Source organism: Halopelagius fulvigenes (assembly GCF_055398025.1).
Map to the genome: position 1 here is coordinate 158,805 of NZ_AP043843.1, position 13,809 is coordinate 172,613.

At 65.9% G+C, this 13,809-nt stretch carries 14 protein-coding genes; 9 read left to right on the forward strand and 5 right to left on the reverse strand.

Features of this window, described 5'->3' with window-relative positions; genetic code table 11:
• Positions 1-325 precede the first annotated feature (325 nt).
• Complete coding sequence (locus ACZ522_RS01380; protein WP_379691853.1) at positions 326-1,174, reverse strand: aldo/keto reductase; 849 nt, start codon at positions 1,172-1,174, stop codon at positions 326-328.
• A gap of 441 nt (positions 1,175-1,615) precedes the next feature.
• Here ACZ522_RS01380 and ACZ522_RS01385 point away from each other — a divergent pair, with 441 nt between their 5' ends.
• Positions 1,616-2,740 carry an aminotransferase class V-fold PLP-dependent enzyme gene (locus tag ACZ522_RS01385; protein WP_379691854.1) on the forward strand — a complete coding sequence of 375 codons (1,125 nt, stop codon included), beginning with the start codon at positions 1,616-1,618 and terminating at the stop codon, positions 2,738-2,740.
• A 102-nt stretch (positions 2,741-2,842) separates the two neighbouring features.
• Positions 2,843-3,385: a peptide-methionine (S)-S-oxide reductase MsrA gene (gene msrA / locus ACZ522_RS01390; RefSeq protein WP_379691855.1), complete on the forward strand. Its 543-nt coding sequence runs from the start codon at positions 2,843-2,845 to the stop codon at positions 3,383-3,385.
• 42 nt (positions 3,386-3,427) lie between these two features.
• On the opposite strand, the gene ACZ522_RS01395 is transcribed toward msrA, so the two are convergent.
• Entirely contained in the window at positions 3,428-4,225 is a 798-nt protein-coding gene (locus ACZ522_RS01395) for an SDR family oxidoreductase (protein ID WP_379691857.1), read from the reverse strand.
• 191 nt (positions 4,226-4,416) lie between these two features.
• Here ACZ522_RS01395 and ACZ522_RS01400 point away from each other — a divergent pair, with 191 nt between their 5' ends.
• From ACZ522_RS01400 to ACZ522_RS01410, 3 genes are read left to right on the forward strand one after another with little or no spacing between them, the layout of a single operon-like run.
• A complete protein-coding gene (locus tag ACZ522_RS01400; protein WP_379691858.1) occupies positions 4,417-4,989 on the forward strand; it encodes a TetR/AcrR family transcriptional regulator in 573 nt (190 codons plus the stop codon).
• On the forward strand, positions 4,986-6,452 hold the full coding sequence (locus ACZ522_RS01405) for an MATE family efflux transporter (protein ID WP_379691859.1): 1,467 nt from the start codon (positions 4,986-4,988) through the stop codon (positions 6,450-6,452). The genes ACZ522_RS01400 and ACZ522_RS01405 overlap by 4 nt, the downstream gene beginning before the upstream one ends.
• A gap of 58 nt (positions 6,453-6,510) precedes the next feature.
• Entirely contained in the window at positions 6,511-6,699 is a 189-nt protein-coding gene (locus ACZ522_RS01410) for a DUF5786 family protein (protein ID WP_379691860.1), read from the forward strand.
• A gap of 151 nt (positions 6,700-6,850) precedes the next feature.
• Here the strand turns inward: ACZ522_RS01410 and ACZ522_RS01415 are convergent, their stop codons facing one another.
• Both ACZ522_RS01415 and ACZ522_RS01420 read right to left on the reverse strand, forming a co-directional pair.
• Positions 6,851-7,573 carry a ferritin-like domain-containing protein gene (locus ACZ522_RS01415; RefSeq protein WP_379691861.1) on the reverse strand — a complete coding sequence of 241 codons (723 nt, stop codon included), beginning with the start codon at positions 7,571-7,573 and terminating at the stop codon, positions 6,851-6,853.
• 139 nt (positions 7,574-7,712) lie between these two features.
• Positions 7,713-7,964, reverse strand: a complete 252-nt coding sequence (locus ACZ522_RS01420) for a MoaD/ThiS family protein (RefSeq protein ID WP_379691862.1) — start codon at positions 7,962-7,964, stop codon at positions 7,713-7,715.
• Between the two features lie 355 nt (positions 7,965-8,319).
• Between ACZ522_RS01420 and ACZ522_RS01425 the strand changes: the two genes are divergently transcribed.
• From ACZ522_RS01425 to ACZ522_RS01440, 4 genes are read left to right on the forward strand one after another with little or no spacing between them, the layout of a single operon-like run.
• On the forward strand, positions 8,320-8,892 hold the full coding sequence (locus ACZ522_RS01425) for an acyltransferase (protein WP_379691863.1): 573 nt from the start codon (positions 8,320-8,322) through the stop codon (positions 8,890-8,892).
• Complete coding sequence (locus tag ACZ522_RS01430; RefSeq protein WP_379691864.1) at positions 8,892-9,971, forward strand: DegT/DnrJ/EryC1/StrS family aminotransferase; 1,080 nt, start codon at positions 8,892-8,894, stop codon at positions 9,969-9,971. The genes ACZ522_RS01425 and ACZ522_RS01430 overlap by 1 nt, the downstream gene beginning before the upstream one ends.
• Positions 9,968-10,951 carry a Gfo/Idh/MocA family oxidoreductase gene (locus tag ACZ522_RS01435; RefSeq protein ID WP_379691866.1) on the forward strand — a complete coding sequence of 328 codons (984 nt, stop codon included), beginning with the start codon at positions 9,968-9,970 and terminating at the stop codon, positions 10,949-10,951. Before ACZ522_RS01430 ends, ACZ522_RS01435 begins: the two co-directional genes overlap by 4 nt.
• Position 10,952: 1 nt before the next feature.
• Entirely contained in the window at positions 10,953-12,299 is a 1,347-nt protein-coding gene (locus tag ACZ522_RS01440; protein WP_379691867.1) for a nucleotide sugar dehydrogenase, read from the forward strand.
• Positions 12,300-12,353: 54 nt separating this feature from the next.
• On the opposite strand, the gene ACZ522_RS01445 is transcribed toward ACZ522_RS01440, so the two are convergent.
• Positions 12,354-13,751, reverse strand: a complete 1,398-nt coding sequence (locus ACZ522_RS01445) for a twin-arginine translocation signal domain-containing protein (RefSeq protein ID WP_379691868.1) — start codon at positions 13,749-13,751, stop codon at positions 12,354-12,356.
• Positions 13,752-13,809: the final 58 nt, after the last annotated feature.

Consider the following 13,809-nt stretch of genomic DNA (forward strand, 5'->3'; position numbering starts at 1 on the left):
GACTCCCCCATCCGTGTCCCGGCGCCCCCTGTGGAAGGCTACGCTCCCCGGTGGGTCGTCGCCTCCCTGCCATCTATCCGAGGTCCCCCACCTCGGACCGAACCCCCTGCCCGTCACGTATGTGCGGGCAATCCCACCCTTTAGAGTGACAGTACAACTGTAGAGTAACGATACAACCCCGTAGATGCGTCTCTCCGTTCTAACGCGCGTAGTCGTCCGTAGCGAGTGATCCGAAAAACGAGCGCAGACGGACCTGCGGTGCCGTCTCGCGCCGACTATCCGTCGTTCGCCGCCGGCGTCGCGTTCGTCGCTCCGGCTCCGTCGGTCACTCGTTCAGTCGCGCCATCTCGTCTTCGCGCAGTTCGACCTGCGTCGCGGCGACGTTCTGCCTGAGGTGTTCGACGCTCGACGTGCCCGGAATCGGGAGCATCACCGGCGACTGCTCGAGCAACCACGCCAGCGCTATCTGGTACTCGTTCTCGTCATGTTCGCTCGCCACCTCGACCAACGCCGCCTCCTTGTCCTCGAACTCCGTCGCGGCGATGGGCGACCACGGGATGAAGCCGATGCCGTAGTCCTCGCAGGCGTCGAGTACGTCCTGCGACTCCCTGTCGGCGATGTTGTAGCGGTTCTGTACGGTCGCTATCTCGACGATGTCGCGCGCCGTCTCCAACTGCTCTACGGAGACGTTGCTCAGGCCGACGTGCCGTATCACCCCCTCGTCTTTCAGTTCCGCAAGCGCGGTCACGGACTCCTCGAAGTCCACGTCGGGGTCCGGCCGGTGGAGTTGATAGAGGTCGATGGCGTCCACGCCGAGTCGGTCCGCGCTTGCGAGGTGCGCGTTGCGGAGGTAGTCCGGGTCGCCGCGGGGGAGCCAATCGCCGTCGCGGTTCCGAAGGAGGCCGCCCTTCGTCGCCACCACGAGGTCGTCCGGATACGGCGCGAGCGATTCGCGGATGAGGCGTTCGCTGACGCCCGGCCCGTAGGAGTCGGCGGTGTCGATGAGGTCGACACCGAGATTCACCGCCGTCTGGAGGACTCGCTTCGCCTCCTCCTCGTCGTCCGGTCTGCCGATGATGTTCTCGCCGGTGAGTCGCATCGCGCCGAAACCGAGGCGGTGGACGGTCAGTTCGCCGCCGATATCGAAGGTGTCGCTCTCGTTGCGAAGCGTCATGGCTCCCCCGACGGGCCGGGTTTCCCTAAACGGTTGGGCAGTGGATGGTGTGTGGGGAACCGACGAGTTGTCCCGGCCGAGACGGGTCCGACTCGACGTCCGATCTCGTCCTCGTGCCACGACAACAGTTACCGCGTACGTACCGCCTGAACGTCTGACGAACGGCGGACAACGACACAAGACTTTTATTCAACCTCACGTACCATTCTCCTACGGTTTCGGGCGTCGGTCGTCGGGCGCACGGGTAGGGGTACTTAGTGCGAACGTGTCCGCCGCCCGCCCCTAATTTCATGGACCAACGACTCCGAGTGGCGACGCTCTCCTCCGAGGTGCACCCTTCGACGGCTGCCGTCGCGTCGGATCGGACGAGAGGGACCGCCGGACCGACGAGTTCCGACACTCGCGCGGGGACCTATAACTGAAGGCGACGAACGGGCGGCCATGACCTCGCCCGCCGACCTCCGCGCGCAGATTCCGACGCTCGACCGAGTTCGGTACATGAACGCCGGCGCGAGCGGACCGAGTCCGAAACCCGTCGTGGAAGCCGCGGAGTCGATGCTCCGGCGACACGAGTTCGACTCCCACGCCGAGGAGGGGCCGTACCCGTTGGCGTCCGAGACGTACGACGACGTTCGGGGGGTCGTCGCGGAGTTCCTCGGCGCGGACGATTCGGAAATCGCGCTGACGCAGAGCACCGCCGACGGCATCACCCGAATCGCCTCCGCCATCGAGTGGGAACCCGGCGATACGGTTGTTCGAACCGACCTCGAACACCCGGCGGGCATCCTGCCGTGGGCGGCCCTCGAACGCGAGGGCGTCGACGTCTGCGTCGTCGAGAGCGAGGACGGCCGGATCGACCGCGAGGCGTACGCCGAGGCGGTTCGCGGCGCGAAACTCGTCTGTCTGAGCGCGCTCACGTGGAACTACGGCACCCACCTCCCCGTCTCGGAACTGGTCGATATCGCCCACGACGCCGGTGCGTTCGTCCTCGTGGACGCCGTGCAGGTGCCCGGCCACGCCCGGTTCGACGTGACCGACTGGGGCGCGGACGCCGTCGCCGCCGCGGGGCACAAGTGGCTTCTCGGGACGTGGGGGGCGGGCTTCCTCTACGTCGAGGAGTCGGTGGCGAACGACCTCCACCCCGGCGCGGTCGGCTACCGGAGCGTCGAGACGCCGACCGACGACGGGTACGAGTTCAAGCGGGGCGCGCCCCGGTTCGAAGTCGGGACGACGAACCTCGCCCCCTACGCGGCGCTTCGGGAGGCGATTCGGACGATGGAGGACGTGGGGCTGGACACCGTCGAACGCAGAGTCGAAGAGCTGGCCGGGCGACTCGCCACGGGCGTCCCCGAGGGCCGCCTCGTCAGTCCGGCGTCCCCCGAGTCGGGACTCGTCTCGTTCACCGTCGCAGAGCCCGAACGCACGGTCGAGAGCCTGAAGGAGCGCGGCTTCGTCCTCCGGTCGCTCCCGTTCCCCGAGGGTGCGATACGAGCGTCACTGCACGTCTACAACACCGAGGAGGACGTCGACCTCCTCCTCGACGCGTTGGACGACGTGGGATGGTAGGCGGTCGTCCGCGGAACGCGCGCGACGGCTGTCCGCCCGTCGGCCGTCGACCGCGCCTTCCGGTGTCGCGGGGCTTTTCGCTTCAGAGACCAATTAACGGGTATGAGCGAGACTCAAACCGCCACGCTGGCGGGCGGATGCTTCTGGTGCGTCGAAGCCCCCATGAAGGAGTTGGAGGGCGTCGAGTCGGTCACCTCGGGGTACGCGGGCGGTCACGTGGAGAACCCCTCCTACGAGGAGGTCTGCTCGGAGACGACCGGTCACGCGGAGGTCGTACAGGTCGAGTTCGATCCCGACACCATCTCCTTCCGGGAACTGCTCGACGTGTTCTTCGCCGTCCACAACCCGACGACGGAGAACCGGCAGGGGCCGGACGTGGGGTCGCAGTACCGCTCTGCGATATTCTACCACGACGACGAGCAACGGCGCGTCGCCGAGGAGACCATCGAGGAACTCGAATCCGAGGGCGTCTACGACGGCATCGTCACCGAAGTCGAACCGTTGGACGCGTTCTACGAGGCCGAGGAGCACCACCAGGACTACTACGAGAAGAACCCCAACCAGCCCTACTGCGCGGTGCAGATTCCGCCGAAACTGGAGAAGGTCAAAGAGAAGTTCGGCGACAAGGTCCGCGGCGTGCAGTGACGCCGTAGGATCCCTGCGCCGCGTCCGACGATTTTCGGCCGCTCAGAGGTTCGAAGCCCCGGCCCCGCCGTCGATGGGAACGGCCACGCCGTTGAGGTACTCCGAGAGCGGAGACGAGAGGAACGCGACGGTCCGGCCGAGGTCCATCGGGTCGCCGATGTGACCGAGGGGAACGTCGTCGCCCCAGTCGTCCAATCCCTCCTCGTAGGAGTCGTAGTCGCCGCGTTCGACGCCTTGTTCGATGAGTTCCTCGATGCGCGGCGTCTCGTGGGACCCCGGCAGGACGGCGTTGGCACGAACCTCGGGGGCGAGCTCCTTCGAGAGCGTCTTCTCCAGTCCGATGACGCCCATCCGAACCGAGTTCGAGAGGACGAGGCCGTCGATGGCCTCCTTGACGCTTCGGGAGGTGATGTTGACGATGGTTCCGCCGCCGTCGGCGCGCAGGTGGTCCGCCGACTCGCGGACGAGGCGGACGACGCTCATCACGAGGAGGTCGAACGCGTCGTACCAGTCCTCGTCCGTCGTCTCGAGGAACGGTCCGCTGGGCGGGCCGCCCGCGGAGGTGACGAGGTGGTCGATGCCGCCGAACTCCTCGACGGTCCGGTCCACCAACGCCTCGATGTCCTCGGGGACGGTCAGGTCGCCGGGTTGGCCGACCACCGTCGCGCCCTCGGCGGCGTCCGCTCGGACGTCCGCGACGGCGTCGTCCAGTCGGTCCTCGTCGCGCCCGTTCATCACGACGTTCGCGCCCTCCGCGGCGAGTGCCCGCGCCGCCGCCTTTCCGAGGCCGCTGCTCGATGCCGTCACCAGCGCCGCGTTTCCGTCGAGTCGAAGGTCCATGCGAACTCGGTGTGCGGGCCGTCACCAAAACGCTTGACGAAGGGGCAGACCGTTCGGCGGGCGCGTCGGCGGCCCGCCGACCGTTCGTCCGAAGGTGCAAGGCTTTTCACTGACCGGCCAGTCAGTTAGCACAGACACTGACTAACCGGTCAGTCAGAGACAGAATGACGACAGACGCCGTTGACGAAATCATGGCTGCGACGCACAGCGCGCTCTGCAAACGCGGGTACGCGGAGCTGACGATGCAGGACATCGCGGACGAGTCGGAACTGAGCAAGTCGGCGCTCCACTACCACTTCGACGGCAAACACGACCTGTTGGTCTCCTTTCTCGAACACCTCCTCGACCGGTTCGAGGAACGAATCGCCGCCCCCGACGGCGAGGACCCGGCCGAGCGTCTCCACTCTCTCGTCGATACGATGGTGACGCCGCCGGAACCGCGGAGCGACGGCTTCCAGACGGCGCTGCTCGAAATTCAGGCGCAGGCCCCCCACGACGAGGACTACCGCGAACGGCTCGAACGCTTCGACGAGGCGTTCGTCTCGCGGCTTCGGTCGCTCGTCGCCGCGGGCGTCGAAGACGGCACGTTCCGCGCCGACGTGGACCCCGACGAAGCGGCGTCGCTGCTGGCGACGTACCTCAAGGGCGTCCAGATGCGGCACGTCGCCGCCGGTCACTCCCTCGAACGGAGCGCGGCCGTCATCCACCGCCACATCGACGAACGACTCGTCGCCGGAGAGACGACGGTGGTGACCCTCGAATGACCCTCAGAGACCGCCTCGGGAGCGTGTTCAAGGGGCGAGAGGAGTTCGACCTCACCGAGGGCGGCATCGGCTGGCCGCTCTTCTACCTCTCGCTCCCCATCGTCATCACGAACCTCCTCCAGACGGCGTACAACCTCGCGGACACGTTCTGGCTCGGCCAGTACAGCACGAACGCCTTGGCGGCCATCAGTTTCGGCTTCCCGATGGTGTTTCTGCTCATCGCGCTCGGGATGGGGCTCTCCGTCGCCGGGAGCGTTCTCGTCGCCCAGCACACGGGCGCAGACGAGGAGGAGGAGGCCGAGTACGCCGCCTCGCAGACGGTAGTCATCACGCTCGTCGGGTCGGTGTTCCTCGGCGTCGGCGGCTTCTTCGCCGTCGAGACGTTCCTCGACGTTCTCGGCGCGTCGCCAGAGGTGCTCCCCCTCGCGACGGACTACATGGAGGTCATCTCGCTCGGGTTGCCGTTCATGTTCGGTTTCCTCGTGTTCATATCGCTGATGCGGGGGTACGGCGACACCATCACGCCGATGCTCGTGATGTTCGGGTCGGTGGTGCTGAACATCTTCCTCGACCCGTTTCTCATCTTCGGGTTCGAGAACAACCCCCTGTTCGGCATGCTCGGACTCCGCGGCGTCGAGTCGCAACTGCTGGCGATGACCGGATTCACCGGGTCGGGTATCGAAGGGGCGGCCATCGCCACGGTGTTCTCGCGCGCGTTGGCGCTCATCGTCGGCCTCGCTATCATGTTTCGGGGCGTCCGCGGCGTCCAGATTCGCCTCTCGCAGATGCGCCCGGACGTCGCGTTCGCGCGGAAACTCGTCGATATCGGCGTCCCCGCCTCCGTCGAAGTGACGGGGCGGGCGCTCTCTATCAACCTGCTCTTGATCATCGTCGCGATGTTCCCGCCCACCGTTGTCGCCGCGTACGGCATCGGGACGCGGGTGTTCTCGGTCATCTTCCTGCCCGCGATAGCCGTCGCCCGCGGCGTCGAGACGATGACCGGTCAGAACATCGGCGCGGGGAAGGAGCACCGGGCCGCACAGAGCGCGAACTTCGCGGCGAAGGTGATGTTCGTCGTGTTGAGCCTGCTCGGCGTCGTCGCGTGGTTCGGCGCGCGGCCGGTCATCGCCGTCTTCACCACCGACCCGGCGGTCGTAGACGTGGGCGCGTCGTTCCTCCGCTACGTCGCGCCGACGTTCGGCTTCATCGGCATCATGCGCTCGTACACGGGGAGTTTCCGCGGCGCGGGCGAGACGCTCACCGCGGCGGCCATCTCCATCACGATGCTCGGCCTCATCCGCCTCCCTGTGGCGTGGTTCGGCGCTCAGGAGTTCGGTTCGTCGGGTATCTGGCTCGCCTTCGCCGTCTCGAACGCCATCGGCGCGGTCATCGCCGTCGCGTGGTACCGGCGGGGGACGTGGCAGGAGGGATCTCTCACCCGTCCGGCGCCGGCGGACGACTGAGGACGCTCCGTCGCCGTCGTACCGGACTGCTTTTTTGTGTGCCCCGCGATGTTGTTGTATGGGTTTTGGAAGCTACGACGAGTCCGAGCAACAGCAACCGACCGACGACGACGAGGACGAAGGTGAGGGCGTCAGCGTCCACGAGAACGACCACGACGGCTCCGTCAGCGTCGAGTCCGACGTTTCGACCGACGACCTCGTGAGCCGACTCGGTGAGATGCGCGACGACGAGGAAGACGAGGAGTAACGCACCGCTTCGAGGGCGCGTTCGATGCGAGGCCACGTCTCCGACCCACTCCGATTTTTCGACGGGCGTTCCGCTATCCGAGAAGAGGGTTCGGTAAAACGGGGACGAGGAGGGTCCGAGGGTCGTTGCGGTACTCGCCGTCGCGTCCGGTCTACTCTTCTACGATGAACTGGCTCGCCCGTTCGAGAACCACGTCCTTCGGGAGGGGGTCGTCGAACGCTTCGGGGAACCCTATCTCACCGGCGAGTTCGCGCACGAACGAGGCGTGGCGGGCCTCGACGCTGAGAATACTGAGTGCCGGCGGGACGAGGTCCTGGTTCTCGATGGACGGCGCGGCGCCCGCGTACGCCCCGACGCCCGTGTCCTCGAGTACCGCAGCGGTCTGGATGAACTCGACCGGGTCTTCGACGGTTGACCCGAAGTCGAACTCTGGCTCTTCGACGGGTTCGCCGCCCAAGTCATTGATGACCTCGGTGAGGTACTCCACGTGGGTCTCCTCGTGGTCCCGGATGACGGTGAGTTCGTCGTAGATCCGCTCTCGGACCGACTCGGGCAGTACATCAAGGTAGTTGCACAGCAACTCGTTTTGGTCCATCTTCTCCAGAGCCCGCCGGTAGAAGGCGGCCTCCAGATATTCGAGGGTCAGCGCGTAGTTGAGGACGGCGATGTCGTCCTCGAAGACGTCGTCCATCGGCTCCTGCGGTGCCGATTCGTCGCTCTCGTTGTCGGTGGCCAGCGCCGACCCGGTGCCGAACGCACCGCCGAGCGCCACTGCTCCAAGCGCGCCCGCGGATCCCGCGAGAAATCGCCTGCGACTGTCGTTAGTTTCCGCGCCGTCCGCCCGTTCTCGGTCCTCGTTTTGGTCGTATTCCACACCGTGTCCATGTACCGGGGTGGGTTTGTTATTTGACATTTACCTCGATTATTTCTTATAGAACGAAGAATTTAAACAGATACTCGGAATTTTTCGACTATCGTCGCATAAGGTGACGTTACCTCGGCCCGTCCGCCGGTCACTCCTCCCGCGGCGCCTCCGAGAGGACGACGGCGTCGCCGTCGCTGAGACCCGTTGCACGGTCCGCGTGCCCCCCGTTCACCCGGTAGGTCAACCCGTCCGAGAACGTCCGGGGTTCGAAGCCGTCGAACTCGGCGGCGAGGCCGTCGACCACGTCGCCGACGGTGGACGAGGGTTCGAGGACGCGGGAGAGCGAACGCTCCCCCACCGCCTCCGCGACCCCCCCGTAACACCGAATAGTAACTTCCACGCCCGTTGACTGAGCGACCGCAGGAAAAGAACGTTACGAGTCCCGAAACGTCCCTCAGTCGGCCGTTCGGGGGTCTTTCACTCTACCGCATTAAATTCACGTTTTAAATAAGGTACATCTCCGTTTATTGTCGGAGACGACGCGGTACGCGCCCTACGGCGGCGAATGTAGGGGCTTCCGGGGCCGCCCTCCGTCTCACCCATTACATTCGGGGTAACTAAGCGGATCGGACTTGTGTATTTGTATGTCTGTCAGAACAATATCACTTCAGAAGACGTTGCGGACTCAGAGAAATTTAGAAATGAATGAATCACGGCCAAAAGACCCCGAATTCCGGTCCTGAGAGTAGCGATAGATGACTAATCAATTAGGTAGGGATTCAGACATACACGACGGTGTGACGATCGGGGAGGGAGACGGAGCCGACCCGATAATCGGCGACGAAGCGACGATTCGCTCCGGGAGCATCGTCTACTCGGACGTCGAGATCGGGGACCGGTTCACGACCGGCCACAACGTCCTCATCCGTGAAGAGACTACTATCGGCGACGACGTGTTGGTTGGGACAGCTACCGTCGTGGACGGCCGGACGACCATCGGTTCCGGCGTGAGCCTCCAAACCCGCGTCTACGTCCCGGCGGAGACGACGATAGGCGACGACGTGTTCGTCGGCCCCGGCGCGGTGTTGACGAACGACCCCTACCCGGTTCGACAGGACGTGGAGTTGGTCGGGCCGACGTTGGAAGACGACGTTTCGGTCGGCGCGAACGCGACGATTCTCCCCGGCGTGACCGTCGGCGAGGGGTCGTTCGTCTCCGCGGGGGCCGTCGTCACCGAGGACGTACCCCCCGAGACGTTGGCCATCGGTGTCCCCGCCGAGCACCGTCCGCTCCCAGAACCACTCGACGAAGAAAACCACATCCGGTAATGACGATATCAATCTCCAACCCGCAACTCGGGCAAGACGAGATAGAGCGCGTAACAGAGGTCATCGAGGGCGGTATGCTTGCGGACGGCCCGGAAGTCCGGGCCTTCGAGGACGAGTTCGCCTCGTACTGTGGTGCGGAGTACGCGGTAGCGACCGCGAACGGGACAACGGCGCTCCACGCCGCGCTCGAAGCGCTCGACGTCGGTCCCGGCGACCGAGTCGTGACGACGCCCTTCACGTTCATCGCCACCGCCAACGCCATCACCCTCGCCGGCGCGGAACCGGCGTTCGTCGACATCGACCCTGAGACGTACAACATCGACCCCGATCGACTGGAGGAACGCCTCCGCGACGGCGACCGGGTGGACGCCGTGGTGGCGGTTCACCTGTACGGCCTCCCGGCGGACGTGAAGCGACTCCGGGAACTCGCCAACGAGTACGACTTCGCGCTGGTCGAGGACGCCGCGCAGGCGCACGGCGCGACGGTGGACGGCGAACGCGTCGGTACCTTCGGCGACGCCGCCTGCTTCTCCTTCTACCCGACGAAGAACATGACCACCGGCGAGGGCGGCATGATAACGACCGACGACCCCGACGTCGCCGCCAACGCCGCCCAGTTCGTGGACCACGGGCGCACGGAGGGCTACGAGCACGCGGAGGTGGGTCACAACTTCCGGATGACGAGCATCGCCGCCGCCATCGGGCGCGTCCAACTCGACCGCCTGCCGACGTACACGGAGCGTCGCCAGTCGAACGCCGAGACTCTCACGGAGGAACTGGCCGATACGCCGGTTCGGACGCCGACGGTTCCGGACGGCCGTACGCACGTCTTCCACCAGTACACGATTCGGTACGAGGACCGGGACGGCCTCAAGTCGGCGCTCGCCGAACGCGACATCGACGCCGCCGTCTACTACCCGGTTCCGATCCACCGACAGGAGGCCTACGAGGACGCCACCGCCGACGCCCCCGAGAGCGAGAGGGCGGCCGAGGAGGTTCTCTCCTTACCCGTGCATCCGGGCGTCTCGTCCGACGACGCCCGCGACATCGCCGGCGCGGTTCGGGAGGTGGTTCGATGAGAGACCCGGACGTCACCGCCGGCGTCGTCGGCGTCGGGTCGATGGGGCAGAACCACGTGCAGGTGTACTCCGGACTCGCGAGCACCGACCTCGTGGGCGTGGCGGACGCGGACGAGGAACGGGCGTGGTCCGTCGCGGAGGAGTACGGCACGTCGGCGCTCTCCCGAGCGGAACTGTTGGAACGCGCGGACGTGGTGTCCGTCGCCGTCCCGACGAAGTACCACGCGGAGATCGTCCGCGACTGCATCGAGGCCGGCGTGCACGTCCTCGTGGAGAAGCCGTTCGTGGATGACGTGGAGGTCGGGAGGGAACTCGCCGCCCTCGCCGACGAACGGGACGTGGTGCTGCAGGTGGGACACATCGAGCGGTTCAACCCCGCCGTCTCGGCGTTGTTCGACCTGCTGTCGGACATCGAACCCGTCGCCGTCACGGCGAACCGCCTCGGTCCGCCGGTGGAGGGTCGTCAGAGCGGCGACGACGTCGTGATGGACCTGATGATCCACGACATCGACGTGCTGTTGGCGATGGCCGGGTCGGAGATAGAGTCGCTGTCGGCCACCGGAACGGAGGACAAACGGTACGCGACGGCCCAGATAGCGTTCGAGGACGGACTCGTCAGCACGCTCCGGGCGAGCCGAATCACGCAGCGGAAGATTCGGACGCTCGAAATCACGGCGGAGGACTGCCTCGTCAACATCGACTACATCGACCAGTCGGTTCGCATCCACCGCCAGTCGCACCCCGAGTACAGGCGCGACGACGGCACCATCCGCTACCGACATGAGAGCGTCACCGAACGGCCGATGGTGAACACGGGCGAACCGCTGAAGCGCGAACTCCAGTCGTTCGTTGAGGCGGTGAAACACGGCGAGGAACCCGTCGTCACCGCCGAAGACGGCATCCGCGCCATCGAAGTCGCACAGCGGATTCGAGACGAGGCGACCGGGAAGCGCCCCGAACAGATAGAGGCGCGGTGGTAGCGTGACGGGACTCTACGACGCCCCCCTCTCGGAGGCGGAACGGCGCGAGGCGTTCCTCGACGGGTCGGTTCCGGTCGCCGTCTACGGACTCGGGAAGATGGGACTCCCCCTCGCGGGCGTCTACGCGGAGACGACGGGCAACGTCGTCGGCGTGGACATCGACGAGGACGTCGTCGAGGGAATCAACCGCGGGGAGTGCCACGTGGACCGGGAACCCGGACTGGACGAACTCGTCGCCGAACAGGTCGAACGCGGCCACCTCCGCGCGACGACGGCCATCGACGAGGCGGCGGCCGACGCCGCCCACCACGTCGTCATCGTCCCGACGCCGTTGACGGACGACCGGACGCCGGACCTCTCGGCGTTGGAGGCGGTGGTCCGCGGCATTGGGGCGGGCATCGACCCCGGCGACACCGTCGTGGTGGAGTGCACCGTCCCGCCGGGGACGTGCGAGGAGATGGTCACCTCCCTCGTCCGCGAGGAGAGCGGCCTCGAACCCGGCGAGTACGGCGTCGCGTTCTGCCCGGAACGGACCTCCAGCGGACGAGCGCTGGAGGACATCCGCGGGTCGCACCCGAAAGTCGTCGGCGGCATCGACGACGAGAGCACCCGCGTGGCGGAGGTCGTCTACGGCGAGATAACCTCAAACGAGGTGCTCCCCGTCTCGGACGCGACGACGGCGGAGTCCGTCAAACTGTTCGAGGGGCTCTACCGTGACGTGAACATCGCGCTGGCGAACGAACTGGCCCGCATCCGCGACGAACTCGACATCGACGTGAACGAGGCCATCGAGACGGCCAACACGCAACCGTTCTGCGACATCCACGACCCCGGACCGGGCGTCGGCGGTCACTGCATCCCCTACTACCCGTACTTCGTCACCAGCCGGGTGGAGAGCGAGACGCCGCTCATCCACACCGCTCGGGAGGTCAACGACAGCATGCCCGAGTTCACGGTCCGGAAGGTCCGCGAGGAACTCGACGCGACCGGTCGGGACGCGTCCGACGCAACCGTCCTCGTGTTGGGTCTCACCTACCGTCCCGGCGTCGCTGAGACGGCGGCGACGCCCGCGAAACCCATCATCGAACGGCTCTCCGGCCTCGGCGCGAACGTCCTCGCTTCGGACCCGATGCTCTCGGGGTCTGACTTCGAGGAGTTCGACGCGACGCCCGTCGAGAGCGACGAGGTGACGGGGACCGACCCCGACGCCGTCGTCCTCGTCACGCCCCACGAGGAGTTCCTGACGCTCGATTGGGACGCCTTCGACGACCTCGTGATAATCGACGGACGGGACGCCCTCGCCGGGACAGAGACGGGGCACAGAGTCTACACCATCGGAAGCGGATGACGCCGTCGGAGGAGACCCTCCGACGGAACTTCGACTGACGACGCGCCGCCGGCGTTACGCGCTGAACCGAATCCGTTCGATGGAGAGGTCCTTCGTGTTGATAGAGGAGTTCACCTTCAGTATCGGCTTTCCGGTCACCTTTATCGTCGTCCCGGTGACCGAACAGTTGTCCGAGTCGAAGAAGGAGAATCCCGTCCGCTTCCGTCCGCGCTGGACGACGCGACAGTTCTCGAAGGAGACGCCGTCGCGACTCTCGATGGAGACGGCGCGGCCGTTCGCGGCGGTGCCGGTGACCTCGACGTTCTTGAACGTCGAACCGGTGGGCGCGCCGGACCGTTGAAGCGGAAGCGCGTTGATGGCGGGGATGTCGTCCCTGTTCACCTCTATCTTCGTGTTCCGAACCGTCGCACGTCCCGCATCGGGGTGGAAGACGAGTGCGCCGAACCCCCTGCCGCCGTTCTTGCCGAACTTTATGTCGCAGTTCTCGACGACCTGTCCGTGCTTTCCCCTGAGGCGGATTCCCCGCACGTTCAGCGACCCCTCGGGGTACGGCGGTTCCTTGTCGGCGACGACGCGAGCGTTCTTGACCGTCGAGTTGGTCGAACCGATGCGGATGTTGGCGATGTTGTTGTTCTTGTACAGTCCGCCCTCGACGTGGACGGGGCCGTCTTTGCCCACGAAGTTTGGTTCGTTTCGGCCGGGCGCGGAGGCGTAGAGTCCGTTGTTCGGGAACTGCCGGATGTCGCAGTCCCGCAGGACGAGTTCGCCCGAGTGGTCCTTCCCCACGTAGATTCCGATGGCGTTCCCGCCTTGGTGGCCGCCGTCCTTCGCGACGGCGTTCTCGACGACGCCGCGACTGGACCTGTCGAACTGCTCGAAGTGGAACGCCGCCGGGTTGCTCGGGAGGTCCTTGTCCGGCATCTTCCCCCGTATCGTGAGGTTCCGCGCGACGAAGTTCCCCTCCCCGCGGACGCGGACGACGCCGCCGAACCCGTCCTTCGTGAAGTCGAAGTCGAACCCGTCCATGTAGAACCGCTTGACGTCGAGAAACTGGACGAGTTGGTTGTTTATCTCGTCCGACGGGGCGGCCGGAACGATGGTCGGCGTCGCTCCCTTCTTCGAGACGAGGCCGAGATTGTTGTAGCCGCTGACGCGGAGTTTCTTCAGCGTGTACTCGCCCTTGGGGAAGATGAGCAGCGTGTCGTCCCCCAGGAGTTCGTTCAACTCACCGTCGATGGGACCGTCGGCACTCGGATCGATTCCGGCGTCTATGACGTTCTTGACCGTACTGAACCGACTGCGGAACGAACTGGGGTTCTCGACGTCAGGTTCGACGCTGACCGGACTCTGCGGTCCCTCCGTCGTCCCGGTCTCCTGCTTTCCGCCGCATCCGGCCACAGCGACGCCGAGGGCGGACAGCCCGCCGTATTTCAGGAACTGGCGGCGGTTCATGCCGCGTCCTCCCCGTGCACAGAACTCGTCTCGACGCCAGTACGTACCTGCGGCTCCA

Coding starts and splice junctions, on each gene's coding strand:
- ACZ522_RS01380 (WP_379691853.1), bottom strand. CDS start 1,174: ATGACGCTTCGCAACGAGAGCGACACCTTCGATATCGGCGGCGAACTG.
- ACZ522_RS01385 (WP_379691854.1), top strand. CDS start 1,616: ATGACCTCGCCCGCCGACCTCCGCGCGCAGATTCCGACGCTCGACCGA.
- msrA (WP_379691855.1), top strand. CDS start 2,843: ATGAGCGAGACTCAAACCGCCACGCTGGCGGGCGGATGCTTCTGGTGC.
- ACZ522_RS01395 (WP_379691857.1), bottom strand. CDS start 4,225: ATGGACCTTCGACTCGACGGAAACGCGGCGCTGGTGACGGCATCGAGC.
- ACZ522_RS01400 (WP_379691858.1), top strand. CDS start 4,417: ATGGCTGCGACGCACAGCGCGCTCTGCAAACGCGGGTACGCGGAGCTG.
- ACZ522_RS01405 (WP_379691859.1), top strand. CDS start 4,986: ATGACCCTCAGAGACCGCCTCGGGAGCGTGTTCAAGGGGCGAGAGGAG.
- ACZ522_RS01410 (WP_379691860.1), top strand. CDS start 6,511: ATGGGTTTTGGAAGCTACGACGAGTCCGAGCAACAGCAACCGACCGAC.
- ACZ522_RS01425 (WP_379691863.1), top strand. CDS start 8,320: ATGACTAATCAATTAGGTAGGGATTCAGACATACACGACGGTGTGACG.
- ACZ522_RS01430 (WP_379691864.1), top strand. CDS start 8,892: ATGACGATATCAATCTCCAACCCGCAACTCGGGCAAGACGAGATAGAG.
- ACZ522_RS01435 (WP_379691866.1), top strand. CDS start 9,968: ATGAGAGACCCGGACGTCACCGCCGGCGTCGTCGGCGTCGGGTCGATG.
- ACZ522_RS01445 (WP_379691868.1), bottom strand. CDS start 13,751: ATGAACCGCCGCCAGTTCCTGAAATACGGCGGGCTGTCCGCCCTCGGC.